Source organism: Terriglobus tenax, assembly GCF_025685395.1.
Classification (GTDB): Bacteria; Acidobacteriota; Terriglobia; order Terriglobales; family Acidobacteriaceae; genus Terriglobus; species Terriglobus tenax.
On the sequence record NZ_JAGSYA010000003.1, the window covers coordinates 73,538 to 97,455 of the forward strand.

Below are 23,918 nucleotides of genomic sequence, written 5' to 3' on the forward strand. Positions count from 1 at the left end.
TCAGGGAGCCCCATCCACGCCTGCCTGGGTGGATGGGGCTCCGGTGTCTTTTACAGAATCCGCCCGGCGAACTCGCCGCTTTCCGTCGAAACCTTCACCTTGTCGCCTTCTTTGATGAAGAGCGGCACCTTGATGATCAGGCCGGTCTCCAGCTTCGCGTCCTTCACGGCGCCGGAGGAGGTGTCGCCTTTTACGGCAGGTTCGGTGTACACCACGTCCAGTTCGACAAATACCGGCAGAACCACGCCGATCGGGTTGCCGTTGTACTTGTGCAGTTGCAGAGCCGTGTTGTCGATCAGGTAATCCAGGGCCTCGCCATACTGGTCCGCCGTCAGCGAGACGGTCTCGTAGGTGGACTCATCCATGAAGTACGCGCCCGATCCGTCCTTGTACAGGTAGGTGGCGTCCACATACTCCAGGTCGGGCTCCGGGAACTTGTCGCCGGCCTTGAAGGTCTTGTCGAAGACCGCGCGGGTCAGCAGGTTACGCATCTTCAGGCGGACAAGGGTCTGCCCGCCGCGCGCGGTCGGCGTGCTCACCTCCGCGTCCATGCAGTAGTACGGTGCGCCTTCAAACTCGAAGACAGATTTGCGCTTAATGTTGATTGCGTCGATCAGTGCGGCCATAGCTCAATTTTACGGCGAGCGGGCCTCACCGAACCTCTTGCCTGTCATCTCGACCGGAGCATAGTGACGCGGAGAGACTTGAATTTTGCTTTCTTGTCTTTTGGCCTTCTGCAAGGATCTGCTTCTTATCTCCGCCACACGAATCAGGTGCCCCACGTCCCGCAAAGCGCGAAGGCCCGGAGGGAACAGGGGCCTTCAGGCCCCTGAAAAACCCGCCCAGGAAACAAGGATGCCGGCCGCGATGGCCGGCGTCCCCTGCGGAAATCCCTAGTTCAACCGCTGCAGGCTGGCAATCAGCTTCTCCGCCAGCGGCTCTCCGGACTCGGTCCACAACAGCCTGCTGGAGATCCCGCAATGCTTCTCCACCGACAGGGTGAAGGCCAGCAGCTTCTCCACATTCTGCTGAATCTTCTGCTGGGCCGACTGATCCAGGCTCTCCTCGTCTTCCAGAACCCAGGGCGTGTCCAGGCCGAAGTCCACGCGGATGTGGCCGTTCTGGTCATACGCTCCGGCATCGAACTCCGGGCCGAACCCCGTCACCTTCACGGTATAGGGCTGCAGGCGCCATGCCGTGTCCAGGCCGGCGCCGGTCTCCGGCAGCCAGAGCTGCCATTTCATCTCGAACTCGTAGGCGGTGTCGTCGTGCAGCTGCTCAGTGGCTTCGCGCACAGCATTTTCAATCTTGGAGTCGTCGCTCGGCTCCGAACGCTCGTCATTGACGAAGATCCGCTGGTAGATCGGGGCTTCCGACCAGTCAATCGGGATCGTGGAGGCGACCGAGACGCGGTCGTCGCCGGAAATACGGGCAAACTGCTGCAGCACACCAATCAGGGCAGCCGGCAGGGCTTCCAGGCGGAAGTTCGGAAACCAGAGGGAGAGGTAAAGTTGGTCAGACATATACGATCCATTGGATGGCCGGCGACATCACGGCGATTCCTGCTCATTCTAATGACGTATCCGCAGATTTGCTCTCGAGCTGCTCCCATGCCGGGTGCCACATTCATCGCGCAGCGATGCGCGACCTGTCTTTTCTTCGTTAATTCCGCAGTCTGGATAAAGCCGAAGCCGAAGTGCACAGATGAGACAATGAGAAGTGAAAGACAGGGGATGCGGATCACGGTCGAGCGTTTGCGGATGTGGCTGCTGGTCGGCGCTGGAGCATTACTCCTGCTGGTGGCCGGCTACATCGGCTATGCGCGATACCGCGTAGGCCGCTTCCTGCAGAAGCTGCCCCAGCAGCTCGGTGTGGATATCTCGCAATCCACCAACGGGTTTACCTACTCCCAGAGCGTCAAGGGCCGCACCCTGTTCACCGTGCATGCCGCCAGGGCCATCCAGCACAAGGACGGCAAGGTCACCCTGAACGATGTCAGCATCACGGTGCATGACGGCGACCGCACCGACCGCATTACCAGCAACGAATTCCTCTACGACCAGAGCAACGGCATCATCCGTGCCGACGGCGAGGTGCTGCTTGACCTGCAATCTCCCGGCGGCCAGAAGGACCAGTCGGGGGTGCATATCAAGACCAGCGGCCTGGTCTTCGCCCAGAAGCTGGGTGTGGCGGCGACCGAGAATCCGATCGAGTTTTCGGCCAAAGGAGTGACCGGCCATGCCACTGGTGCGGATTACTCCACCGATACCGGCGTCCTGATTCTGCACTCCGCCGTGGACGCGACGATGGAGGCAGAGGGGCGGCAGGTGAAGATGTTTGCCGGATGGGCACAGCTTGACCGCAAGGGGCAGGTCGCGCAACTCAAGCAGGCGCGTGTCGTCCAGCAGGATTCCGTCGCTCAGGTGGCTGAGGCGCTCATCTACCTGCGCCGCGATGGGTCGGCAGAACGGATTGAGACCTCTGGAGGTCTGAAAGTTACCTCCACCGACGGACGCCTGCTGACCGCGCAGCGCAGCCAGACCTGGCTGACCGCCCGCAGCCAGCCGCAGAGGGCGCATCTTCTTGGCGCAGTCCACATGGAGCAGGCCGCTGACGGCCGCGTCTCCCACGGGGACGCAGCCGAGGCCCTGGTGGAGTTCGACGGCGCCGGCAACGCAAAAACTGCCCACCTGGAGGGCGGCGTCCACCTGACGGACGAAGAAGGCAAAAAAGGCGCTCGCGACCTGCGCGCCGCGAAGCTGGACCTGAACTTTGAGCTGGTAGAGAAGAAAGCCGTCCTGCGCCAGGCTGTCGCGCACGGAGACGCCTCCGTGCTCAGCACAGCGAATGGAACCCGCAGCCAGTTCTGGGCGGAGACGCTGACCGCGCAGTTTGCCGGGACGACGCAGTTGCACGCCTCGCAGATGCACGGTGAAGGTCACGCGCGCATGGATTCGCTCTCCGCCAAAGGCGTGCGGCAGAGCGCGTCCTCGGACCGCATGGACGTAGCTCTGAACGCCGCCAACGAGATTGATACCGGCACCATGACCGGCGCAGCCGTCATCACGCAGTCCGGCATCACCAGGGGGAAGCCGCACGAGACGCAGGCCACCGGCGAACGGGCTGAGCTGAAGAAAGATGGCCTGGTAGAGCTGACCGGGCACCCGCGCATCCGCGACAACGACGGCACTGTCGACGCCGACCGCATCCAGATGCAGCGGCAGACGCAGCAGGCCTGGGCCATCGGCACCGTAAAGGCCACCTACAACCGCGGCACGGACCCCATGCACCTGGTGGCCGACCGCGCCGAGTGGCGTCCGCAGGACGACACCGCAATCTTTACCGGCACCTCCCGCCCGGCTCGCATGTGGCAGGCGCAGTCTCAGGTGGAGGCGCCGGAGATCCGTCTGGACCGCGCGAAGCAGGCGGCCATTGCTTCGGCTGGAAGCGGAGCAGTGGTGCATGCGGTGCTGGTTTCGGCGGCAACCCCGAAGCATCCCTCGGCGGTCTACCGCATCACGGCACGGCAGATGGACTTCAGCGAGACCCAGCACCAGGTGGAGTTTACCGGTCCTGTTCGCATGGACAGCGCGGACGGTCACATCGCGGCGCGGCAGGCGACCGTTTACCTTGCGGCCGCCAAAGCGAAAAACTCTGACTTCAGCGGCAGCGTGGAGCGTGTAGTCGCCCGCGAGGATGTCGTTATCGAGCAAGGCCAGCGCCGGGGAACCGGCGGGCAACTGGTGTACACCGCGGCGGATGGTCTGGCCGTTCTGACAGGATCGCCGAAGGTCGTGGACCCCGAGCAGGGCACCATCACCGGGGCACAATTGAGCTTCCACGCCGGCGATGGTAGCGTGGTGGTAACGGGCGCAACCGACCGGCGTGTGCGCACCGAAACGCAGGTGAAGTAATGCGCAGGCTGTCCACAGACGAAATTGGGAAGAGTTACAGCGGGCGGCCGGTTGTTCGGGGTGTAAGCCTGAACGTCAGCCAGGGTGAGGTGGTCGGTCTTCTCGGCCCCAATGGCGCCGGAAAGACCACAAGCTTCTACATGATGGTGGGCCTGGTAAGGCCAGACATGGGCCGTGTCCTGTCCGATGGCGAAGACATTACCCGCGTGCCCATGTACATGCGTGCCCGCAAGTTCGGCATCAGCTACCTGCCGCAGGAACCCTCTGTCTTCCGCAAGCTAAGTGTGGAAGAAAACATTATGGCGGTGCTGGAGGCGCAGCAGCTCGCTCCGGAGACCCGCCGTACCCGCCTGGAAAGACTGATTGAGCAGTTGAATCTTGGTCCGGTGCGCAAGACGCAGGGCTACGCCCTCTCCGGCGGTCTGCGCCGCCGCGTGGAGATCGCCCGCTGCCTGTGTATCCAGCCGGCCTTCATCCTTCTGGACGAGCCTTTTTCCGGGATCGATCCCATCGCCGTGCTGGACCTGCAGGAGATCATCTTCGACCTGAAGACCAGCGGCATCGGCGTGCTCATCACCGACCACAATGTGCGCGAAACTTTGAGCGTGACCGACCGCGCGTACATCATCGCCGAAGGCAAGATCTTCCGCGAAGGAACTCCGGGCGAGTTAGGCCGCGATCCTGAGGTCAAGCGCATCTACCTGGGTGAGGGGTTTTCGCTTTCCTAAGCCGAGTTTCACTTCGGGAAGGGTGTGATCGCGGTCGTATCCGGGGCGTTTGTGCCGGTGTAGACTACGGCACACGGCAGGGGAGAGTCCCCGGCGCGAGTTACAGAGAAGGGATCCGGAAGTAAGAGTGCTTCTTCAGCCAAAGCTAAACGTCAAGATCTCGCAGCGCCAGGTGCTGACGCCCGGTCTTATGCAGATGGTCAGCGTGCTTGCGCTGAACAAACTTGAGCTGAAGGAGATGATCAATACCGAGATCATCGAGAACCCGGTGTTGGAAGAGATCGAGATCAGCGATCCCACCTTTGAAGAGCTGGCCGGTCGCGAAGGCGACCGCGAGCTCAGCGCCGAGGAGGCCACGCACAAGGACGAAAAAGACCCCTTCGAAGAGATCGACTTCGGCAGCTACTTCCAGGAGTACCTGGACCCCGGCTTCCGTACCGGCTCCTCCAGCGAGGAGCTGGATAAGCCCTCCTTTGAAAACTTTCTTTCGCAGCCCAGCACGCTGACTGACCATCTGCACTGGCAGCTTGGAGCCATGACGCTGCCCGAGGATGTGCGCGCGGCCACGGAGCTGATTGTCGGGAACCTGGACGAAAACGGCTACCTCTCCGCTACCGACGAAGAGCTTCTTGCCGCTCTGCGGCAGGACGGCCATGATCAGCCCGAAACCCTACTTGCGGCCGCCCGCAAGGTCATCGGCCAGCTTGATCCGGCCGGAGTCGGTTCGCGCGATCTGAAGGAATGCCTGCGCGTGCAGCTCTGCGCCCGCCAGCGTGAGGCCGAAGTGGCCACCGAACGCCGCACCGCCTACCTGGCGCAGAAGAAGCGCCACTATGACGAAGCGGCGGTCGACGCAGCCATAGCCGCCGAAGAAGCAGAAGCTCAGGAAGCGCAGCACCGCGCGCAGGTCATGCAGACCGCCGACCTCATCGTCGACAAGCACCTCGCCCTTCTGCAGAAAAAGGACATGCGCGAGCTGGTGAAGGAGTGCGCGCAGCCGCAGGAGATTGTGCAGGAGGCAGTGGACCTGATCCGCACCCTGGACCCACGTCCCGGCCAGCGCTACAACCAGGCAGAGACGCGGCTGATTGAGCCCGACGTTGCCTTTGTGAAGCGCGGCGATGAATATGTGGTCGCGATGAACGAGGAGGACATGCCTTCTCTGCGGCTGAACGCCGGCTACCGCCGCATGATGCACCAGAAGGACGCCGACCGCGACCTGAAGGAGTACGTCAAGGAGCGCTACCGCTCCGCCATTCAGTTGCTCCGCAATATTGAGCAGCGCAAGAACACCATCGTACGCACCTGCGAGGCTATCGTGCGCCGCCAGCAGGAGTTCCTCGAAAAGGGGCTGGAAGGCCTGCGGCCCATGATGATCAAGGAGGTTGCCGAGGAGATCGGCGTCCATCCCTCCACCGTCAGCCGCGCGGTGTCGAATAAGTATGTCCACACGCCGCAGGGCGTCTATGAACTGCGCTTTTTCTTCTCAGAAGGCGTGAACGGCCCCGAGGGCGGAGACCTTCCGCTGGTCCTGCTCAAGCGCAAGGTGAAGAAGCTGATTGACGACGAAGACCCGCGTCAGCCGTACACCGACGATTATCTTGCCGCGGAATTGCAGCGCCAGGGCATCCAGATTACACGCCGCACCGTCGCAAAGTACCGGGAGGAAATGCAGATTCCCAGCACGCACAAACGCAGAGTACGATAGCCGCGTCTAACAACACCTGAGAAAGAGGTGCTAAACATGCAAGTGGAATACACCGCACGAAAGATCGTCGTCACCAAGAAACTCAAGGCCCAGGCAGAAGAGGGGCTGAAGCGTATTGAGAAACTGGTCGATGGCTCGGCTAAGATCCACATCTTTTTCAACTGCGAGAAATACCGCTGCAGCGTGGAAATCTCCCTGAAAACCAAGCTGAAGGATATTGCAGCGCAGTGTGTTTCTCCTGAGGCGGAAACAGCTCTGCACGATGCGCTCGACAAGATCGAGAAGCAGGTGCTCAAGCTGAAGAAGACCATCGTCACTAAAAAGCGCCATCCCAAGGGGGAGAAGGCGACCGCCGGCACCATCCGCCTGAGCGGAGACGAGGCCCGCGCCGCGACCGACAATGTAAAGGCCGCGCCGGGGCCGAAGAAGTCCAAAGCCAACGGCAGCGCCAACGGAAAGCTGTCTGTCGTGACCCATAGCTTTCCGCAGACCGGCGCCAGCCTGCCGGAACCCCACGTCATCCGTTCCCTGGATTCCATGGCCATGCGTCCCATGACGCTGGAAGAGGCGCTGAAAGAAGCCGCCTACCGCGATAAGGATGTCTTTGTCTTCCGCAACCGCGGCGGACAGTTGCTCGTCCTGCACCGCATGCGCGACGGCAAGATGGAGCTGATCGAGACTCCGGCGTAGTAGCATCTCTCCATGCCGAAGAAGGCTGCTCGCGTTTCCTCGAAGAAGAAAAAGCCGGACACAAAGGACGAGCTCGTCATCCTGACGGGCTTGTCCGGTTCCGGCAAGCTCAGCGCACTCAAGACCTTTGAAGACCTTGGCTTCTACTCCGTAGACAACCTCCCCCTGGAGCTGGTGCCGCGATTTGCCGATCTTGTCCGGCAGTCGCATGAGATCACCCGCGCCGCTCTGGTCGTGGACGTGCGCGAGGGCATGAAGCTCGAGGCCTTTCCCGCCATCCTGAAAGACGTCCGCAAAGTGCTGGAGACGAAGGTCGTCTTCCTGGAAGCCACCGACGAGGTGCTTCTGCGCCGCTTCAGCGAGACCCGCCGTCCGCATCCTCTGGGCCGCAACGATACCGTGCTGCAGTCCATCCAGCGCGAGCGTCAGCGGCTGGATCCTGTGCGTAACGTCGCCGACATCATCCTGGACACCAGCAAGTTCAATGTCCATGAGCTGCGCGCACATATCAACCAGCAGTTTGACCGCGACGCCCACGGGCAGAGCCTGCTGATCAGCTCCATCAGCTTCGGCTTCAAGAACGGCGTCCCGCCGGAGGCCGACCTGGTCTTCGACGTCCGCTTCCTGCCCAATCCGCACTTCATCCCGGAGTTCCGCAAGGAGACGGGCCTCAACCCCAAGGTCGCCCGCTACGTAAAGCGCTTCCCCCAGACGAAAGAGTTCCTGGACAAGACCTCGGACCTGCTGAAGTTTCTTCTGCCCTTCTATGTGAAGGAAGGCAAAAGCTACCTGACCATCGCCTTCGGCTGCACGGGAGGCCAGCATCGCTCCGTTGCCATTGCCGAAGAGATGAAGAAGCGCCTGGAATCCGAAGGCTACCGCGTCAAAAGCGGCCACCGCGACATGCCCCGCTAGTTGCTGGTGGTTGGATAGTCGGATGGTGGGCCTCGCGCAGAGCGCGACCCGGAGGGAGTAGGGGCGGCCTTCAGGCCTCTGAAAATGTTTAAGCAAAGAAGAACGCCGGCCTCGATGGCCGGCGTCCCTGCTTTCTCAAATCCAACCGTTCCACCCCTCGTTAGAATAGAAAACAATGTTTCTCAAGCTGATCTCCGGTAGGGCGGTGCGCGTTTGAAGCGTATCTGGCGGCTGATGCTCTATGCGCGGCCTTATCTGCTGTACTCGCTCGCTTCGGTCGTGCTCATGGCGGTCGTCGGAGCCATGGCGGCCTTCCGCATCCTTCTGGTCAAGCCCATCTTTGACAGCGTGCTGACGCCCGATGCTCCTCCGGGCAACGTCCTGCTCTTTCATATTCCGTACTGGAACCTGACTCTCAACCTCCAATGGCTTGTTCCCAGCCACTTCCATAACGCATGGACGGTCGTCGCTTACGCGCTGGTCTGCTCGGCGGTGCTCAAAAGCGTCTGCGATTACATCGGCACCTACCTGGTCAACTACGCCGGCTTCGGCATGATCACGGATCTGCGCAACGACCTCTACAACGCCGTCCTGCGCCGCAGCGTCGCCTTCTTCCAGAAGCACACCACCGGCACCCTGCTCTCCACGCTCATCAATGACATCGAGCGCGTGCAGATGGCCATGTCCACCGTCCTCAGCGAAATGCTGCAGCAGTTCTTTACTCTGGTTTGGACCATCGTCGTTGTCATCCTGATGGGCGGCAAGCTCAGCTGGATCCTGTTGATCTTCGTCCCGGTTGTCATCAGCTCCGCGCGCCGTATCGGACGCAGCGTACGCACCACCACCCGCAAAGGCCAGGACAAGCTGGCCGAAATCCAGAACATCCTGCACGAGACCATCACAGGCAACCGCATCGTCAAGGCCTTCGGCATGGAACTGTGGGAGATGAACCGCTTCCGCCGCGCCGCGCGCCGTCTCTTCCGCGCCAACCTCAAGAGCGTCAGCGTGCAGGCCATCAGCTCGCCGTTGATGGACGCCATCGGCTCGGTCGCCATCGCTTCGCTTCTGCTGCTTGGCCGCGGCCGCATCCTGCACCATGAGATGACCGCCGGCTCATTCATCTCGTTCCTTGTCGCTACCTTCACCCTGTATGATCCGGTGCGCAAGTTCGCCATGTTCTACAACAGCTTTCAACAGGCGCTCGGAGCCAGCGAAGAGATCTTCCGCTTCATGGACGCGCAGGACGATGTGCGCGAGAAGAAGAAAGCGCTTCCGCTGCCGGGCTTTGAGAACGAGATCCGCTTCGACAACGTGGGCTTTGCCTACGACGCGGATGAGGGCAAGAAGCAGGTGCTTGGCGGCATTCAGCTTGAGGTAAGACGCGGCGAGGTCATTGCTTTTGTCGGTCCCAGCGGAGCCGGCAAGTCCACGCTGGTGAACCTGATTCCGCGCTTCTTCGACGTGACCGAGGGCGCCATCACGGTCGACGGCCACGACCTGCGCGACGTCACCATCGCCTCTCTGCGTACGCTGATCGGCAAGGTGACGCAGGAGACCGTTCTGTTCAACGACACGGTTCGCAACAACATTGCCTACGGCCAGCCGGACGTCCCTCTGGAGCGCGTGCAGCAGGCGGCAAAGGCCGCCCTGGCGCATGACTTTATTGAGCGCATGCCCCACGGTTACGACACGATGATCGGTGAAAAAGGAACGCGCCTCTCCGGCGGAGAGCGTCAGCGCCTTGCCATTGCGCGCGCCATCCTGAAGGACGCTCCCATCCTCATCCTCGACGAGGCGACCTCCGCTCTGGACACCGAGAGCGAGTCGCTGGTGCAGGCCGCGCTGGCCAACCTGATGCAGGGCCGTACTGTCTTCGTCATCGCCCACCGGCTCAGCACCGTGCGCCGCGCTGACCGCATTGCTGTCATCGATCGCGGACAGATTACCGAGATCGGCTCGCATGATCAGTTGCTGCGCAGCAACGGCACCTACAAACGGCTCTACGACCTGCAATTTGCCAACGACCCGGCTCCGGAGACCGGAACGGAAGGAATCGCATGAGCACCGCTTATTCCATGACCGGCTTTGCCCGCATTCAGGGCAGCATTCAGGAGGGCATCGGCTTCACGCTCTCCCTCAAAAGCGTCAACCACCGCTTCCTTGACCTGCACATGCGCCTTCCCAACGGCTGCGACGCTTTGGAGATGCAGCTCCGCAGGCTGCTGAAGGAGCAGCTTCGCCGCGGCCACGTGGAGATCACCCTGCAGATCGACCGGCAGCGCCAGCGCACGCTGCAGTATGACCGCGCCGTGGTCGCCGCCTATGTTGAGACGTATCGTCGCGCCGCGGAAGAGAACAACCTCCCCGGCGATCCCGATCTTGCCAGCATCCTGCGCATGCCCGGCGTCTTTTCGGCTGAAGCGGAAGATAATGAGCTGAAGCCCGAACAGATTGAAGCCGCGGTGGTAGCCGAGGTCGCTCCCCTGATCGCCTCGCTCAAAGACATGCGGGCCCTGGAAGGCGCTGCCCTGGTTGCCGATCTGGACGCCTGCATGGTGCGCATTGCCGCCGTGGCCGATGAGGTGAACACGCTGCGCACCGATGTCCGCGCCAGCTACTACGAGCGCATTCGCACCCGCATCGCGGAGCTGACAGAAGGCACCGGCGTCAGCGAGGAGCGCCTGCTTTCGGAAGCCGCCGTGCTGGCCGAACGCAGCGATGTGGAAGAAGAGATCGTCCGCCTGAAGACCCACGTCGACCACTTCCGCGGACTCCTGGCTGCCGGCGGCGAACTCGGCAAAAAGCTCGACTTTCTGCTGCAGGAACTCAACCGCGAGGCCAACACCCTGCTCTCCAAGACCAGCGGAGCAAACACCGCCAATGGCCTGCGCATCACCGAACTCGGCCTGGAACTGAAGACCGTCATCGAAAAGGCAAGAGAACAGGTACAGAACCTCGAGTAGTTGCGTGGTGTGAGTTGTGTGCTGTGAGTGCCCTGTATCTGCGCACAACACTCAACTCACAACTCACAACCTCAAGTAAACTTTCCCAAGGCACTACCCTCACCATCATGGCTGGCATTCTTTTCATCATCTCTGCGCCTTCGGGCTCTGGTAAGTCCACGCTGGTTTCCGGTGTGCGTTCCATCGTCGCCGGACTCGAGTTCTCCGTCTCCTACACCACGCGCTCCCCGCGCGGGTCCGAGGTCGACGGGGAGGCCTACCACTTCACCACGCGCGAAAACTTTGAAGCCATGATCGCCCGCGGCGAGTTTCTGGAATACGCCGAGGTCTTCGGCAATTACTACGGCACCGCCCGCTCCGCCCTGGACCAGGCCCGCAAAAACGATCACGACCTCCTGCTCGACATCGACGTGCAGGGCGCCATGCAGGTGATGGAGAAGATGCCTGAAGCCGTCTCCATCTTCATCCTTCCGCCCAGCCCGCAGGTGCTGGAGATGCGCCTGCGCAATCGTTCCGCCGCAGAGAACATGCGCGACGAGTCCGTCATCCAGCGCCGCCTGACCGAGGCCCGCAACGAACTGCAGTACCTCACCCGGTACAAGTACGCCGTCGTCAATGACGTGCTCGATCAGGCCATCACCGAGCTGCGCGCCATCGTCGTTACCGAGCGCGGGGAAGAAGGCCGGTTCCTCGGCGACCTATCGCAGTCCTGCCGCACCTCCATCATGTCTGACCGCCTGAAGAGCTCCCTCGTCAGCTTCACCCACTAATGCCGGGTTTGCTTTTCGTGTCTTTTGTCATCCTGCAGGGATCCGCTTCTTCCCAGCGAAATTTCGCCCCCGGTTATCCACACCCCGAGATTCCTTCCAACCTGCAAGATTCCATCTTGGCGACTTCCATGGGAGCGGGTACATTGCTTGCATACGGAGGCAGCAATGGATCCTAAGCTCGTCAATAAGTACAGCCTGGTCAAGGGTGCGGCCCGTCGTGCGCGTCAACTGCAGTCCGGCGCCACGCCGCTGATCGCATCCAAGTCGATGAAGGCCTGCCGCGTCGCGCAGGATGAAATCAATGCCGGGCATGTAAAGTTCATCGTTCCCAAGACTGAGCTGAAGCCCGACATCCAATCCGTGCTTTAAGATCGTTGTATGAGTGTTACGCCTGAGGCAGCTGCGCGGCTGCGAGCCTATCTTGCCTACTTCCGCGACCTCGGCGTACATGAGTTCTACCGCTGGAGCGAGCCCGCCGCACAGGCGCTTGAACCTGCTGCGGCCGTTGAAGCGCCCGCGCCCTCCATCGCTGCTGCCACCGGCGTTCTCCCGCCTGCCACGCCTCCTGTTGTTGCTCCCCCGCTGGAGATCGACGACCGCGAGCTGCAACCGGCACACATGCTTCCACCGTCGCTGCGCGAGCCTCCTGCGCCTGCGCTGCGTTCTTTTGACGATCTGGTTCCTCTGCCCGCCACAACCATTCCCGCGGCCGATCGCCCCGCTGCCCTGAAGGTTATCCAGGACGAGATTGGCGACTGCACACGCTGCCCGCTGGCCTACGGTGGACGCCGTAAGATCGTCTTCGCGGACGGCGACCCGAACACGGAGTTGATGTTTATCGGCGAAGGTCCCGGAGCGGATGAAGATGCGCAGGGCTTGCCCTTCGTCGGCAAGGCCGGTCAGTTGCTCAACAACATGATCAACGCCATGGGCCTGAAGCGCGAGCAGGTGTACATCGCGAATATCGTGAAGTGCCGTCCCCCGGCCAACCGCACTCCGGAGTACGTGGAAGCCTCCACCTGCTCCCAGTTCCTGATCAAACAAATTGACGTGGTGCAGCCAAAGGTCATCGTCGCTCTCGGCTCCACCGCCGCAACCTACCTTCTGGGACGCAAGCAGGCGCTGGCCGGGCTGCGCGGCAGCTTCCACTCCGCGCGTGGTGCTAAGGTGGCTGTGACCTATCACCCCGCTTTTCTGCTGCGCGAGCCGCGCATGAAGGGCGAGGCATGGAAAGACCTGCAGATGGTCATGCGCGAACTGGGCCTGAAGCCGCCCGTCAAACAGTAAATCCTGGAGAACGCCGCAATGTCGCAGAACGTCCTTACCGCCGCCCGTGAGTCTGAGCTGCTTTCGCTTGCCAACCTGCTTCTGGATGCCCGCCGCACCGGCAGGACCATCGACGCTCTGCCGGAGAATCTTGTCCCCACTTCGCAGCAGGAAGCTTACTTCGTGCAGGACCAGATGGCCGAGGCCTACGGTGAGATTGGCGGCTACAAGGTCGGCGCTCCCTCGCCCACCGCGGAGCCCTTCTTCGCACCCATGCCGGCAGCCTGGATGTCCGAGTCCAGCGTAACGCTGACGGGGCCAGGCCACCGCCTGCGCATCCTCGAAGGCGAGGTCGCCTTCCGCTTCGGCAAAGACCTGCCGCCGCGCAGCACACCGTACACCTACGACGAGATTGCGGCGGCGATCGCCTCCGCAAACGCGGTCATTGAAATTCTGGAGTCGGCTTTCACCGATCCGAAGACCACGCCGAGCCTCGCCGTCTCCGCCGACATGCAGTACCACGGAGCCTTTGTGCATGGGCCCGCCTTTGAAAACTGGCAGACCATTGACTGGGCTACCGAATCCGTCGAGCTCGTCGTCGATGGCGTCGTGCGCGAACAGCGCACCGGTTCCAACCCCGGCGGTACGGATCTCTTCCGCCTGCTCTCCTATGTCGTGAATGAAGGCGCAGCCCGTACCGGTGGCCTCCGCGCCGGGCAATGGGTGACCACTGGCTCATGGACGGGCAACACGCCTGCCTCCTCAGACGCTGAGGCCTCCGTGAAATTCACGCATTCAGCAAGGGTTAAGCTTTATTACGCAAGCTAGCTGTCTATGCGCCCCGCCCTTGCTCTCGGTCTCGGAATCGTACTCGGCATTCTGGTTGTGCCGGCAGCCATCTACCTCTACTTCGCTCTGGGCAATCCTCCGGTAGCTGTCGCGGATGATGCGTTTCCGTTTGAGAAGCAGATCGTCCGCGTGCCGCTGCATGCCCGCATCGAAGCCGAGATGCCGAAAGAGCCCGCAATTCCGGCCACGGATGAAAATCTTGTCGCGGGTGCGTCAATCTACCGCGAGCAGTGCGCCTCCTGCCACGGCTTGAAGGGACGCAAATCCAGCTTCGGCGCGGCCATGTATCCCAGCACGCCACAGCTGTGGGAGAAGCACCGCAACGGGGTGGTCGGCGTCAGCGACGACCCCGCCGGCATGACCTACTGGCGCGTCAAGAACGGCATCCGTCTCACCGGCATGCCGTCGTATCAAAAGCTCCTGAACGAGACCCAGATGTGGCAGGTCTCACTGCTGCTCTCCAAAGCCGACAAACCTCTGCCCGCCGCCGCGGAAGAGGCCGTCTCCAAACCCATCGGCCAATAGCCCCAGGAAGCCGGATACCCCTAACTGTCTGTCATACCGACCAGAGCGCAGCGCAGCGGAGGGATCGGTATCGCGGTGGTGGCTTAATCGCCGAAGGCGACCTTCAGGCCGAGGCCGATGAAGGTGGTTCCGGCGAGGCGGTCAAGCCATACACCTGCACGCGGATTGCGCTTGAGCCAGGCTCCAACAGTCCCTGCGAAGATGCCGATGGTGCTGAAGACGACGAAGGCCATCAGCATGAAGATGGCGCCAAGGATCATCATCTGCACGGCTGGGCGAGGTCCGTTGGATTGAACAAACTGCGGCAGGAAGACGAGGAAGAAGAGAGTCACCTTGGGGTTGAGCACGTTGCCGATGACGCACTGCCGGAAGACCAGCCAGAGCGATTTCTTCGGTGCGTCGGAGGCGACGGAGAGTGCGCCGCCGCGCATGCTCTTGATGCCGATCCAGATGAGATACGCCGCGCCCGCGTACTTGATGAGCATGAAGGCGAGGTGCGAGGCACGCAGCACAGCCGCCAGTCCAATGGCCGCGATGGTGGTGTGGAAGATGACACCGAAGGCGAATCCGCACGCGGCGACAAAACCGGCCATGCGGCCCTGCGAGATACCGCGAACGAGAACCTGGATGTTATCCGGTCCCGGTGCGATGGCGAGGATGAAGACCGTGGCGATGTAAAGGCCGAGTTGCGACGCGTGCATGGGACGAAGTTAACAGTTCTCAGTTGTTCGTTGCTAGTTGAAAAAGCTGAGACGCCGGCCATCGAGGCCGGCGTTGTTTGGTTTCGAAAGGGCTTCTCTTGGCACGGCTGAAGCCATGCCCTGACGAAAGGGGACTCGCGTTGAGGGTACCCCACCCTTCGGTTTCGCCGAAGCATGGGGCAAAAAAGCGGGTCCCCCATTTTGCTCAAAATGACATCCGGCAGAGTGTTACTTTTTGCCGGTGTAGCTGACGCGCCAGATGGTCCGGGAGCCGTCGTCTGCGACCAATAAGGAGCCGTCCTTTGCGGTGGTGACGCCGACGGGGCGGCCCCAGACTTGGCCTTCGGCGGTGACGAAGCCGGTGAGGAAGTCTTCATACTCGCCGGTGGTGGGCTTGCCGTTCTTCATGGGAATGCGGATGACCTCGTAGCCGGCGCGGACTTTGCGGTTCCAGCTGCCATGCTCGGCGGCGAAGATGTCTCCGGTGGCGCCGGGGAACTGCTTGCCTTCGTAGAACATCATTTCAAGCGAGCCCATGTGGGGCTGTACCAGTACGTCGGGCGTGAGGACCTTCGCCTTCAGCTCAGGGTGCTTGCCTTCGTGGCGCGGGTCCTGGTGGCCGCCCATGTAGAACCATGGCCAGCCGTAGAAGCCGTCTTCCTTCACACTGGTGATGTAGTCGGGCACGAGGTTGTTGCCAAGGTTGTCGCGCTCGTTGGTGGAGCACCACAGGGCTCCGGTGACGGGGTTGATGGCCTCTCCCACGCAGTTGCGGATGCCGGCGGCATAGACCTTGACGAACTTGCCCTCGGGGGTGAACTCCAGCACATCGGCGCGGTGCTCTTCCTGCGGATGCGTGTCCATGTCGTCCACATTGGAGCCGGAGCCGACGGAGACGAACATGCGCTTGCCATCCTTGGAGAAGACAACGTCGCGGGTGGAGTGGCCGGTTCCGGGGGCGACGGGATAGAGCTTGTCGATCAGCAGCTCGCCCTGTGCCGTGGCCTTCAGGTCGCCGTTTTTATACGGGAAGCGGTACATCGACTTGGTGGTGGCCACGTAGACGTACTGCGGGTTCGGTCCCAGCGGATAGAAGGCTATGCCGAAGGGCTGGTCCAGGTGGCTGGCGAAGGTCTCCACCGTGCTGGCTTTGCCATCCGCACCGACTCCGCGCAGCACCTTGATGGTACCGGCGCCGGTGTCTGCCAGGAAGACATCTCCGTTGGGCGCGGTGCGCATCAGGCGAGGAATCTCAAAGCCCTGCGCGTAGACCTCTACCTTGTAGCCGGCCGGAGCGACGGGCCATGCGTTCTGCGGGCGTTCGACCAGATGCGGTCCGTTGCCGACAGCTTCACCCGGGTTGGGCTCGGGCAGGTCGGCGAGGGTGACCTTCCAGCGCTGGCCGGGTTTTTCATCGGCATAGCCAGCCCAGGCCTGCTGCCCGGTGCGGACCTGCTGCGCGATTGCGCCTGAAGTGAAGAGTGCCAATACGAGCAAGGAGGTGCGCTTCATCGGGAGTGTCTCCGGGGGGATATTTTTAGAGCGAAACTATTCTCGCCTGAAGGAAGGATGCTCGTCACCCTGTTGCGGTCTCAGGTGGGGGATCTGGCGGTTTTTGCGGGGGGATGAGACGCCGGCCATCGAGGCCGGCGTTGGTTGAGTGTATGGGCGGAGGGAGCAGCGGCCTGAAGGTCGCTGCTCCCTCCGGGGTCGCGCTTTGCGTGACGCGGGCACCCGGAGTTGTAGTGGTTTTAGAAGCAGGTCCTTGCAGGATGGCAAGGACAGGAAAGACTAAAGCGAGAAGCGAGTTCTTCGCTTCTCGCTTTAGTAGAACTTGTCGAGGTTCATGCCGTTGTACAGGCTGGCGACATCGTTGGCGTAGCCGTTGAAGGGCAGCGTGGCCACCTGTTTGGGAAAGAGCGAAGCGTCAATTTTGCGCTCGCTGGCCTGGCTCCAGCGCGGATGGCTGTGCTTTGGATTGACGTTGGCGTAGAAGCCGTACTCCTCCGGCGCGAGGTCGTTCCACGAGGTGCGTGGCATCTTATCGAGGAAGCGGATCTTCACAATGGACTTGGCCGACTTGAAGCCGTACTTCCACGGCACGATGATGCGGATAGGGGCACCCTGCTGTGGCTCGAGCGTCTGGCCGTAACTGCCGAAGGTGAGCAGGGTGAGCGGGTGCATGGCCTCGTCCATGCGCAGGCCTTCGGAGTAGGGCCAGTTGATGCCGGAGGAGTCCGGCAGGTCCATCTGCTTGCGGTCGGCCAGCGAGAGGAACTGGATGTACTTGGCGCTGGGCAGCGGGCTGCACGCCTTCACGAACTCCGAGAAGGAATAGCCAACCCAGGGGATAACCATGCTCCACGCCTCGACGCAACGGAAGCGGTAAACGCGGTCTTCCAGCGGGCGGTAGTTCTGTACGGTGTCGATATCGAAGGTCAGCGGCTTCTGGATAGCGCCTTCGACGGCGATGGTCCAGGGGCGGGGCTTGAGTTTGTGGGCGTTGGCGGCGGGGTCGCCCTTGTCAGTGCCGAACTCGTAGAAGTTGTTGTAGCTGGTGGCCTTCTTGAGAGGAGTCGGTGTCTCGCTGACTGAGAACTTGCCGGGCGTGGTGCTGAGTTTGGTCGCGGCCCACAGGCCCTGCGGCGCGATGATCCCGGCTCCGGCGACGGCGGCGGCCCCGGTGAGGAAGCTGCGGCGGTTGAGGAACGTGTCCTGGGGAGTAATCTCAGAGGACGGGATCGCGGTGGTGGTTTTGATCAGCATGATGTTTCCTCACTCGGTTGTCTGACGCTCTGGACAGCTTTTTTGTTACAGGCAGCAGGAACACGGATTGGATGTCACCAAAGTCGCCCGCAGACCATTATGCTTGTATGGGTTCTGTCATGCTTTCCGCACAGATTCTTTCCGAATTTCGCCAGATTGTTGGGCCGCGCGGCCTGATTACCGCCCAGAACCAGTTGCAGACCTATGAGTGCGACGGCCTGACGGCGTTTCGCGAGGCTCCCGCGGCGGTTCTGCTGCCGGAGACGACGGAGCAGGTGCAGGCGATTCTGCGGCTGTGCACGCGGCACAAGGTGCCGTTTGTGGCGCGCGGCGCGGGCACGGGCCTTTCGGGCGGAGCGCTGCCCACGCCGGGGTCGGTGGTGATTACCTTCTCGCGCATGACCAGGATTCTGAACATTGACTATGCCAACCACCAGGTAACGGTGCAGCCGGGCGTGATCAACGCCAACGTGACGGCGGCGGTGGCAGGAGCGGGATTCTTTTATGCGCCCGATCCGTCGTCGCAGACAGTGTGCACGCTGGGCGGCAATGTGGCGGAGAATGCCGGTGGAGCGCACTGCCTGAAGTACGGATTCACAGTGACCCATGTGCTGGAGGCCAAGGTGGTGCTGCCGAGCGGTGAGCTGGTGACGCTGGGCGGGAAGACCCCGGACGCTCCCGGCTATGACCTGCTGGGGGTCTTCATCGGTAGCGAGGGCACGCTGGGCATTGCGACGGAGATGACGCTGCGCATTGTCCGCAAGCCGGAGGCGGTGCAGGTGCTGCTGGCGGCGTTTGACTCGATCCAGGCGGCGGCGCAGACGGTGAGCGACATTATTGCGGCGGGCCTGTTGCCGTCGGCGATGGAGATTATGGACCGGCTGTCGATTGTGGCGGCGGAGGCTGCGGTGCATCCGCACTACCCCATGTGCGATGGGCTGCTGATCGTGGAAGTAGATGGACCGCTGGCCGAGGTGAAGCTGCAGGCGGCGCAGGTACTGGAGCTATGCCGCAAGAACGGTGCGACCGAGACCCGCCACGCAGTGGATGAGGCCGACCGGCTGCTGATCTGGAAGGGGCGCAAGGCGGCGTTTGCGGCAGCAGGGCGGCTGAGCCCGAACTACATTGTGCAGGACGGCGTGATTCCGCGGACGGCTCTGCCCGTGGTGCTGGACAAGATTGGACAGATGGCGAAGGCGGAGAAGCTGCGGGTGACCAATGTCTTCCATGCCGGGGACGGCAACCTGCATCCAATTGTGCTGTACAACCGCGAGAATCCGGGCGAGGAAGATCGCGCGATTGATCTGTCGATGCGCATTCTTGACCTGTGCGTAGAGACCGGCGGGTCGATTACGGGTGAGCACGGTGTTGGCCGCGAGAAGCAGTGCAGCATGAGCTACATGTACGCTCCGGTGGACCTGGAGACGATGCAGCGGGTACGGCGTGCGTTTGATCCTGAAAACCTGGCGAACCCGGAAAAGCTGTTCCCGACTCCGAGACTATGCGGCGAGCAGAGCCGCGGGCACTACGTGCCGCACCCGGTGGAAGCATCGGGCATTGCGGAGGTGTTTTAGTGGCGGAGTTGCTGGAGCATCTGAAGCCTTTGGTAGGCGAAGAGCATATTGCGGTCCGCGAGGGCGTGGTGGTGGTCTCGCCGAAGAACACCAGCGAGGTGGCCGCGGTGCTTGGCTTTGCGGACCGGCATGGGGTGAAGGTGCGCCCGGTGGGTGGACGCACGAAGCTGGGCTGGGGCGCAGCGTGCGAGGCACAGATCGAGCTATCCCTGCTGCGGCTGAACCGGGTGGTGGATCATCCATGGCAGGATTTGACCTGCACGGTACAGGCAGGATGCACGTGGCAGGCGCTGGAGGATACGCTGGCGCGGCACGGGCAGTTTGTGGCGCTGGATGCGCTATGGCCGGAGAAAGCGACCGTGGGCGGCGTATGCGCGACGAATGATTCGGGTGCGCTGCGGCACCGGTATGGATCGCTACGCGACCAGGTGCTGGGTATGACGATTGTGCTGGCAGACGGCACCATTGCAAAGACCGGCGGGCGCGTGGTGAAGAATGTGGCTGGGTATGACCTGCCGAAGTTGATGGTGGGGTCGATGGGGACGCTCGCCGTGATCACCGAGGTGACCTTCCGGTTGTACTCGCTGCCGTTGCACAGCAGGAGCTTTACGGTTGCCGCAGATACTGCCGCGAAGCTGGCTCCGTTGATGCAGGCGATTCGCGATAGTCACCTGGCGGTGCAGGTGCTGCAGATGCGTGGAGATGCGAGCGGGTTTGCGCTGGATGTGGAGATCAATGCGCATCCGGATGCAGGGCAGGATGCGATGCTGGCAGAAATTGTAGTGAAGAATGGCCTTTCGTTACAGCCGGGGTTCTGGCTTTACGCGGAACGTGACAAGCTGTGGGAACACGAAAGGCTGATTCTGAAGGCGACAATTCGGCCGAATGATCTCGCCAGCTACGCGCAGGAGATTGTTGATAAAGACGGAAGCTTTGTGGCCCAGTCAATCGGCATTGTGTATGCCGCCTTTGCCCGGGATGAGACCACTGTCCGGCTGGCTGAAGAGTTCCGCTATCATCTCGATCTGCAGGGCGGCACGAGTACGGTACTGAAGGGAAATTCCGAGATGGATCCGGTCGTGGGTATGAGCAATATCGGCCCGTTGATGCAGGCGATCAAAGTTCAGTTCGACGCGAACAATACTCTCAACCCGCTGGTGAACCAGACATCCAGCCAACCAGCCATCTAGCCAGCTATGTCCAATTTTCACCAGATCGAAGCCGCTCCCAAGCCCTCCGCCTTTGACGGGCATCATCCTCCGCAGAAGGATCTGCTGGCCGACTGCGTTCACTGCGGTTTCTGCCTGCCTGCCTGTCCTACGTATGTGTTGTGGGGCGAGGAGATGGATTCGCCGCGTGGGCGTATTTACATGATGGCCAAGGCGGCGCAGGGTGAGGCGGAGCTGGACCAGAACTTCCGTCAGCATATGGACAACTGCCTGGGGTGCATGGCCTGCATGACGGCGTGTCCTTCAGGCGTGCAGTACAACAAGCTGATTGAGGACACGCGGGCGCAGGTGGAGCGGCATATTCCGCGCTCGACGGATGATTCCCTCTTCAGGAAGATGCTGTTTGCTACATTTCCGCACCCGGCGCGGCTGCGGATGATGGCGTATCCCATGCTGGCGTATCAGAGGCTGGGATTGCAGAAACTGGTACGGGCGACGGGGTTGCTGAAGCTGCTCCCGAAGCGGTTGCAGGCAATGGAAGCGTTGTTGCCCCGGGTTCCGGATTCGTTGTTTCATTCGCTGCCAACAAGTGTTGCTGCTACCAGTCATCCGGCCAACCAGCCATCTAGCCCACCCTCCAACCCACCCCGCGTGGGCATGCTTACCGGCTGCGTACAGCAGGTCTTCTTTCAGCATGTGAATGAGGCGACGGCGCGGGTGTTGGCGGCTGAAGGTTGCGAGGTGGTGATCCCCGAGAGCCAGCAGTGCTGTGGTGCGCTGATGGTGCACACCGGCGTCGAAGAAGAGGCCATGCGGATGGCCAGGCAGATGATTGCCCAGTTTGAAGCGGCGAAGGTGGACTATATCGCCATCAACGCGGCGGGCTGCGGGTCGACGATGAAGGAGTACGGTTACATCCTTCGCGATGATCCGCAATGGGCGGAACGGGCGGCGGTGTTCAGCGCAAAGTGCCGCGATATCTCGGAGATTCTGACGATGCTTCCGTTGCGGAGCGAGCGGCATCCGTTGCCGCTGCGCGTGGCGTACCAGGATGCGTGCCATCTGAGGCATGCGCAGGGCATCCATGCGGAGCCGCGGACGCTGCTGCGGGGCATTCCCGGGCTGGACCTGCGGGAGGTGCCGGAGGCGAACCTGTGCTGCGGGTCGGCGGGCATCTACAACCTGGTGCAACCGGAGCCTGCGGAGGTGCTGGGCGACCGCAAGGTGGACAACCTGCTGTCGACCGAGGCCGAGGCGCTCATTTCGGCGAATCCCGGCTGCCTGCTGCAGTTGCAGGCGGGGCTGCGCCGGCGGGGCCATGCGGAGATTCCCACCTTCCACATGGTGGAGTTGCTGGACGCGAGCATCCGGAATATACCGGCGGAAGAATTGCTGCATCGCCGCGCCTGAGCCCCGGTAAACCGGCTCCGGGTCGGCTACAATCCCTGTAAGTTTCGCTGCCATTACATGAGCCGATCGACAGGAATGCCGCGCATCCGCAGTCTTCTTCCTTCGTTGACCATGCTCGTATCGACCTTTGCCGTGACGTGGCTCACGCTCGGCCTGGTGGAACGCGCCAATGGGCTGCTTTACCTTTGGCCGTTGACGGGACTGCAGTTAGGGCTGCTGCTGCCGATGTGGCAGACAGGCTGGAGTGCGCTTTTGCCGCCGCTGGCTTCGGGTGCAATCGGGATTATGCTGGGGGCAACGGCGGCTGGCATGCCCGGCGGCGCGGCCGTGATGGTGGGGTTGATCAGCGCGTGCGACGTTACCCTGGCGGCCTGGATCATGAGCCCCGGCATTCTTCGTTTTGATGACCTGAAAGAACGCAGCAAGGTCCTGCGCTTTGGCATCGCCTCCCTGGTGGCTCCACTGATCATGGGGACAGCGGCGGCGCTGGCCACAATCCCGGTAACGCACGAGCCGTTTGGCCGCATTGTGACCGCCACCGTGCTTGCAGACTCGCTGGGGATTGCCATTGTCCTGCCGGCCATTCTCTTTCTGACCAGTGGTGAATATCGCGATCCAGGGAAGCTGCGCCCCTTCCTGCTGCGCGGCACAATCGCCGGGGTCGTCTTTGTTGCGATGGCCTGCTATGCCTTCTGGCAGAACAGAAACCCCATTCTCTACGCGGTCTTTCCGCCGATGGTCATGATGGTGCTGGCGATGGGGCTGGAGGGCGCAACCTTTACCGGTGTGGCGCTGACCGTGATTGGCTGCACCGCAACCCACCTGCACCATGGGCCTATCTGGCTTGCGGTAGGGGCCAGTAACGAGCACCGCATGGTGATGATGCAGACGTTCCTGTGGGTTGGTGCGGCGACTGCGCTGCCCGTCGGCGCGCTGCTGGACGAACGCCGACGGGCGGAGCGCTCCACCAACGAGGCCCGCTCCATTTACCAGACGCTGCTGCAGAATGCCGAGGACATGATCATTCTGTCGTCGATGGATGGAAACCGGAGGTACATTTCGCCGGCGGTGAAGAGCCTGACCGGGTGGACTCCGGAAGAGTTTATGGCGCTGGACCGCCTGCAGACCTTTCATCCGGATGACCGCGACCTGGCCGGCCTGGTGATGGAGAGCATGGCAAGCGGTAAACAGGAACATGTCTTCCGCTATCGCATGGCGCAAAAAAGCGGAGGCTACCGCTGGGTAGAGGCTGTAGCCCGCGCCTACTTTGACGAAAAAACCGGGCAGGTGCGCGGCTATGTGGGAACGATCCGCGATATCTCGTCCCTGAAGCAGTATGAAGAGACCTGGGAGCAGGAGCGCGAGACGCTGACCCGGGAAAAACAGGCCATGGCGAAGCTGGCGCATACAGACGCTCTGACGGTTCTGCCGAATCGCCGCGCGTTTGACGATGCCCTGTATATGGAACTGAACCGCTCCGTTGCCATGACGGTGATGATGATCGACGTGGACTTCTTCAAGGCCTACAACGACAGCTATGGTCACCAGGCCGGAGATGAATGCCTGCGCAAGATTGCGCGTGCCCTGGAGGGCCAGGTGGGGCGCGGCAATGACCTTGTGGCTCGCCTGGGTGGAGAAGAGTTTGGCGTGCTGCTGCCGGGCGCCGATCTGGAGGGCGCTCGCCGCGTGGCGGATGCAATGCTGAACGCCGTGTGGGGACTGGCCGTGGAGCACAAGGCATCCCCCATGGGCCGCCTGAGTGTGAGCATTGGCATTGCAAGCTGGGACGATGCCCGCGGACGGAATACAGCGTTGCTGATCCAGCAGGCGGATCGCGCGTTGTATGTCAGCAAGCGGTCCGGCAAGAACCGCATTACGGTCGCCGGCGCCATGCCGGTCGCCGTTTAGTTCTCCGTTCTCAGTTCGATTAAGAGTCGGTGAATGGGTACGGCTGCCGTGTTCCGGGTCGT

The 23,918-nt window shown here is 61.9% G+C and carries 21 protein-coding genes; 16 read left to right on the forward strand and 5 right to left on the reverse strand.

The window, feature by feature from the left end; translation table 11 throughout:
- Positions 1-50: 50 nt before the first annotated feature.
- Entirely contained in the window at positions 51-626 is a 576-nt protein-coding gene (gene efp, locus OHL13_RS00375) for an elongation factor P (protein ID WP_263408127.1), read from the reverse strand.
- Positions 627-893: 267 nt separating this feature from the next.
- Positions 894-1,523, reverse strand: a complete 630-nt coding sequence (locus tag OHL13_RS00380) for a hypothetical protein (RefSeq protein ID WP_263408128.1) — start codon at positions 1,521-1,523, stop codon at positions 894-896.
- Between the two features lie 210 nt (positions 1,524-1,733).
- Between OHL13_RS00380 and OHL13_RS00385 the strand changes: the two genes are divergently transcribed.
- The 12 genes from OHL13_RS00385 to OHL13_RS00440 all read left to right on the forward strand — a co-directional run bounded on the left by OHL13_RS00385 (position 1,734) and on the right by OHL13_RS00440 (position 14,328).
- Positions 1,734-3,914 (forward strand): LptA/OstA family protein, encoded by a 2,181-nt coding sequence (locus OHL13_RS00385; RefSeq protein WP_263408129.1) that lies wholly within the window; start codon positions 1,734-1,736, stop codon positions 3,912-3,914.
- Positions 3,914-4,642, forward strand: coding sequence for an LPS export ABC transporter ATP-binding protein (lptB, locus tag OHL13_RS00390; RefSeq protein WP_263408130.1), 729 nt, complete (start codon positions 3,914-3,916; stop codon positions 4,640-4,642). Before OHL13_RS00385 ends, lptB begins: the two co-directional genes overlap by 1 nt.
- Before the next feature lie 127 nt (positions 4,643-4,769).
- Positions 4,770-6,350: an RNA polymerase factor sigma-54 gene (gene rpoN / locus OHL13_RS00395; RefSeq protein WP_263408131.1), complete on the forward strand. Its 1,581-nt coding sequence runs from the start codon at positions 4,770-4,772 to the stop codon at positions 6,348-6,350.
- Between the two features lie 36 nt (positions 6,351-6,386).
- Complete coding sequence (gene hpf / locus OHL13_RS00400) at positions 6,387-7,040, forward strand: ribosome hibernation-promoting factor, HPF/YfiA family (RefSeq protein WP_263408132.1); 654 nt, start codon at positions 6,387-6,389, stop codon at positions 7,038-7,040.
- A 12-nt stretch (positions 7,041-7,052) separates the two neighbouring features.
- The gene (rapZ, locus tag OHL13_RS00405) at positions 7,053-7,955 is read left to right on the forward strand and encodes an RNase adapter RapZ (RefSeq protein WP_263408133.1); all 903 of its coding nucleotides are present in this window, start codon (positions 7,053-7,055) and stop codon (positions 7,953-7,955) included.
- Between the two features lie 213 nt (positions 7,956-8,168).
- A complete protein-coding gene (locus OHL13_RS00410) occupies positions 8,169-10,016 on the forward strand; it encodes an ABC transporter ATP-binding protein (protein WP_263408134.1) in 1,848 nt (615 codons plus the stop codon).
- Entirely contained in the window at positions 10,013-10,918 is a 906-nt protein-coding gene (locus OHL13_RS00415; protein ID WP_263408135.1) for a YicC/YloC family endoribonuclease, read from the forward strand. Before OHL13_RS00410 ends, OHL13_RS00415 begins: the two co-directional genes overlap by 4 nt.
- Before the next feature lie 107 nt (positions 10,919-11,025).
- Complete coding sequence (gene gmk / locus OHL13_RS00420; RefSeq protein ID WP_263408136.1) at positions 11,026-11,688, forward strand: guanylate kinase; 663 nt, start codon at positions 11,026-11,028, stop codon at positions 11,686-11,688.
- Positions 11,689-11,853: 165 nt separating this feature from the next.
- Positions 11,854-12,057 (forward strand): DNA-directed RNA polymerase subunit omega, encoded by a 204-nt coding sequence (rpoZ, locus tag OHL13_RS00425; protein WP_263408137.1) that lies wholly within the window; start codon positions 11,854-11,856, stop codon positions 12,055-12,057.
- Positions 12,058-12,066: 9 nt separating this feature from the next.
- On the forward strand, positions 12,067-12,975 hold the full coding sequence (locus OHL13_RS00430) for a uracil-DNA glycosylase (protein ID WP_263408138.1): 909 nt from the start codon (positions 12,067-12,069) through the stop codon (positions 12,973-12,975).
- A gap of 18 nt (positions 12,976-12,993) precedes the next feature.
- The gene (locus tag OHL13_RS00435; RefSeq protein ID WP_263408139.1) at positions 12,994-13,782 is read left to right on the forward strand and encodes a 2-keto-4-pentenoate hydratase; all 789 of its coding nucleotides are present in this window, start codon (positions 12,994-12,996) and stop codon (positions 13,780-13,782) included.
- Between the two features lie 6 nt (positions 13,783-13,788).
- The gene (locus OHL13_RS00440; protein WP_263408140.1) at positions 13,789-14,328 is read left to right on the forward strand and encodes a c-type cytochrome; all 540 of its coding nucleotides are present in this window, start codon (positions 13,789-13,791) and stop codon (positions 14,326-14,328) included.
- Between the two features lie 83 nt (positions 14,329-14,411).
- Here the strand turns inward: OHL13_RS00440 and OHL13_RS00445 are convergent, their stop codons facing one another.
- The 3 genes from OHL13_RS00445 to msrP all read right to left on the reverse strand — a co-directional run bounded on the left by OHL13_RS00445 (position 14,412) and on the right by msrP (position 17,795).
- Positions 14,412-15,029, reverse strand: coding sequence for a LysE family translocator (locus OHL13_RS00445; protein ID WP_263408141.1), 618 nt, complete (start codon positions 15,027-15,029; stop codon positions 14,412-14,414).
- A gap of 228 nt (positions 15,030-15,257) precedes the next feature.
- On the reverse strand, positions 15,258-16,541 hold the full coding sequence (locus OHL13_RS00450) for a PQQ-dependent sugar dehydrogenase (RefSeq protein ID WP_263408142.1): 1,284 nt from the start codon (positions 16,539-16,541) through the stop codon (positions 15,258-15,260).
- 312 nt (positions 16,542-16,853) lie between these two features.
- On the reverse strand, positions 16,854-17,795 hold the full coding sequence (gene msrP, locus OHL13_RS00455; RefSeq protein WP_263408143.1) for a protein-methionine-sulfoxide reductase catalytic subunit MsrP: 942 nt from the start codon (positions 17,793-17,795) through the stop codon (positions 16,854-16,856).
- A 119-nt stretch (positions 17,796-17,914) separates the two neighbouring features.
- Here msrP and OHL13_RS00460 point away from each other — a divergent pair, with 119 nt between their 5' ends.
- From OHL13_RS00460 to OHL13_RS00475, 4 genes are read left to right on the forward strand one after another with little or no spacing between them, the layout of a single operon-like run.
- Complete coding sequence (locus OHL13_RS00460; RefSeq protein ID WP_263408144.1) at positions 17,915-19,369, forward strand: FAD-linked oxidase C-terminal domain-containing protein; 1,455 nt, start codon at positions 17,915-17,917, stop codon at positions 19,367-19,369.
- Complete coding sequence (locus tag OHL13_RS00465) at positions 19,369-20,559, forward strand: FAD-binding oxidoreductase (protein WP_263408145.1); 1,191 nt, start codon at positions 19,369-19,371, stop codon at positions 20,557-20,559. Before OHL13_RS00460 ends, OHL13_RS00465 begins: the two co-directional genes overlap by 1 nt.
- 6 nt (positions 20,560-20,565) lie before the next feature.
- Positions 20,566-21,948, forward strand: a complete 1,383-nt coding sequence (locus tag OHL13_RS00470; RefSeq protein WP_263408146.1) for a heterodisulfide reductase-related iron-sulfur binding cluster — start codon at positions 20,566-20,568, stop codon at positions 21,946-21,948.
- A gap of 57 nt (positions 21,949-22,005) precedes the next feature.
- Entirely contained in the window at positions 22,006-23,856 is a 1,851-nt protein-coding gene (locus tag OHL13_RS00475) for a sensor domain-containing diguanylate cyclase (RefSeq protein ID WP_263408147.1), read from the forward strand.
- Positions 23,857-23,918: the final 62 nt, after the last annotated feature.

Bases quoted from the DNA above. Each gene is read 5' to 3' on its own strand.
- efp (WP_263408127.1), bottom strand. From the start codon at position 626: ATGGCCGCACTGATCGACGCAATCAACATTAAGCGCAAATCTGTCTTC.
- OHL13_RS00380 (WP_263408128.1), bottom strand. From the start codon at position 1,523: ATGTCTGACCAACTTTACCTCTCCCTCTGGTTTCCGAACTTCCGCCTG.
- OHL13_RS00385 (WP_263408129.1), top strand. From the start codon at position 1,734: ATGCGGATCACGGTCGAGCGTTTGCGGATGTGGCTGCTGGTCGGCGCT.
- lptB (WP_263408130.1), top strand. From the start codon at position 3,914: ATGCGCAGGCTGTCCACAGACGAAATTGGGAAGAGTTACAGCGGGCGG.
- hpf (WP_263408132.1), top strand. From the start codon at position 6,387: ATGCAAGTGGAATACACCGCACGAAAGATCGTCGTCACCAAGAAACTC.
- rapZ (WP_263408133.1), top strand. From the start codon at position 7,053: ATGCCGAAGAAGGCTGCTCGCGTTTCCTCGAAGAAGAAAAAGCCGGAC.
- OHL13_RS00415 (WP_263408135.1), top strand. From the start codon at position 10,013: ATGAGCACCGCTTATTCCATGACCGGCTTTGCCCGCATTCAGGGCAGC.
- gmk (WP_263408136.1), top strand. From the start codon at position 11,026: ATGGCTGGCATTCTTTTCATCATCTCTGCGCCTTCGGGCTCTGGTAAG.
- rpoZ (WP_263408137.1), top strand. From the start codon at position 11,854: ATGGATCCTAAGCTCGTCAATAAGTACAGCCTGGTCAAGGGTGCGGCC.
- OHL13_RS00430 (WP_263408138.1), top strand. From the start codon at position 12,067: ATGAGTGTTACGCCTGAGGCAGCTGCGCGGCTGCGAGCCTATCTTGCC.
- OHL13_RS00435 (WP_263408139.1), top strand. From the start codon at position 12,994: ATGTCGCAGAACGTCCTTACCGCCGCCCGTGAGTCTGAGCTGCTTTCG.
- OHL13_RS00440 (WP_263408140.1), top strand. From the start codon at position 13,789: ATGCGCCCCGCCCTTGCTCTCGGTCTCGGAATCGTACTCGGCATTCTG.
- OHL13_RS00445 (WP_263408141.1), bottom strand. From the start codon at position 15,029: ATGCACGCGTCGCAACTCGGCCTTTACATCGCCACGGTCTTCATCCTC.
- OHL13_RS00450 (WP_263408142.1), bottom strand. From the start codon at position 16,541: ATGAAGCGCACCTCCTTGCTCGTATTGGCACTCTTCACTTCAGGCGCA.
- msrP (WP_263408143.1), bottom strand. From the start codon at position 17,795: ATGCTGATCAAAACCACCACCGCGATCCCGTCCTCTGAGATTACTCCC.
- OHL13_RS00460 (WP_263408144.1), top strand. From the start codon at position 17,915: ATGCTTTCCGCACAGATTCTTTCCGAATTTCGCCAGATTGTTGGGCCG.
- OHL13_RS00470 (WP_263408146.1), top strand. From the start codon at position 20,566: ATGTCCAATTTTCACCAGATCGAAGCCGCTCCCAAGCCCTCCGCCTTT.
- OHL13_RS00475 (WP_263408147.1), top strand. From the start codon at position 22,006: ATGAGCCGATCGACAGGAATGCCGCGCATCCGCAGTCTTCTTCCTTCG.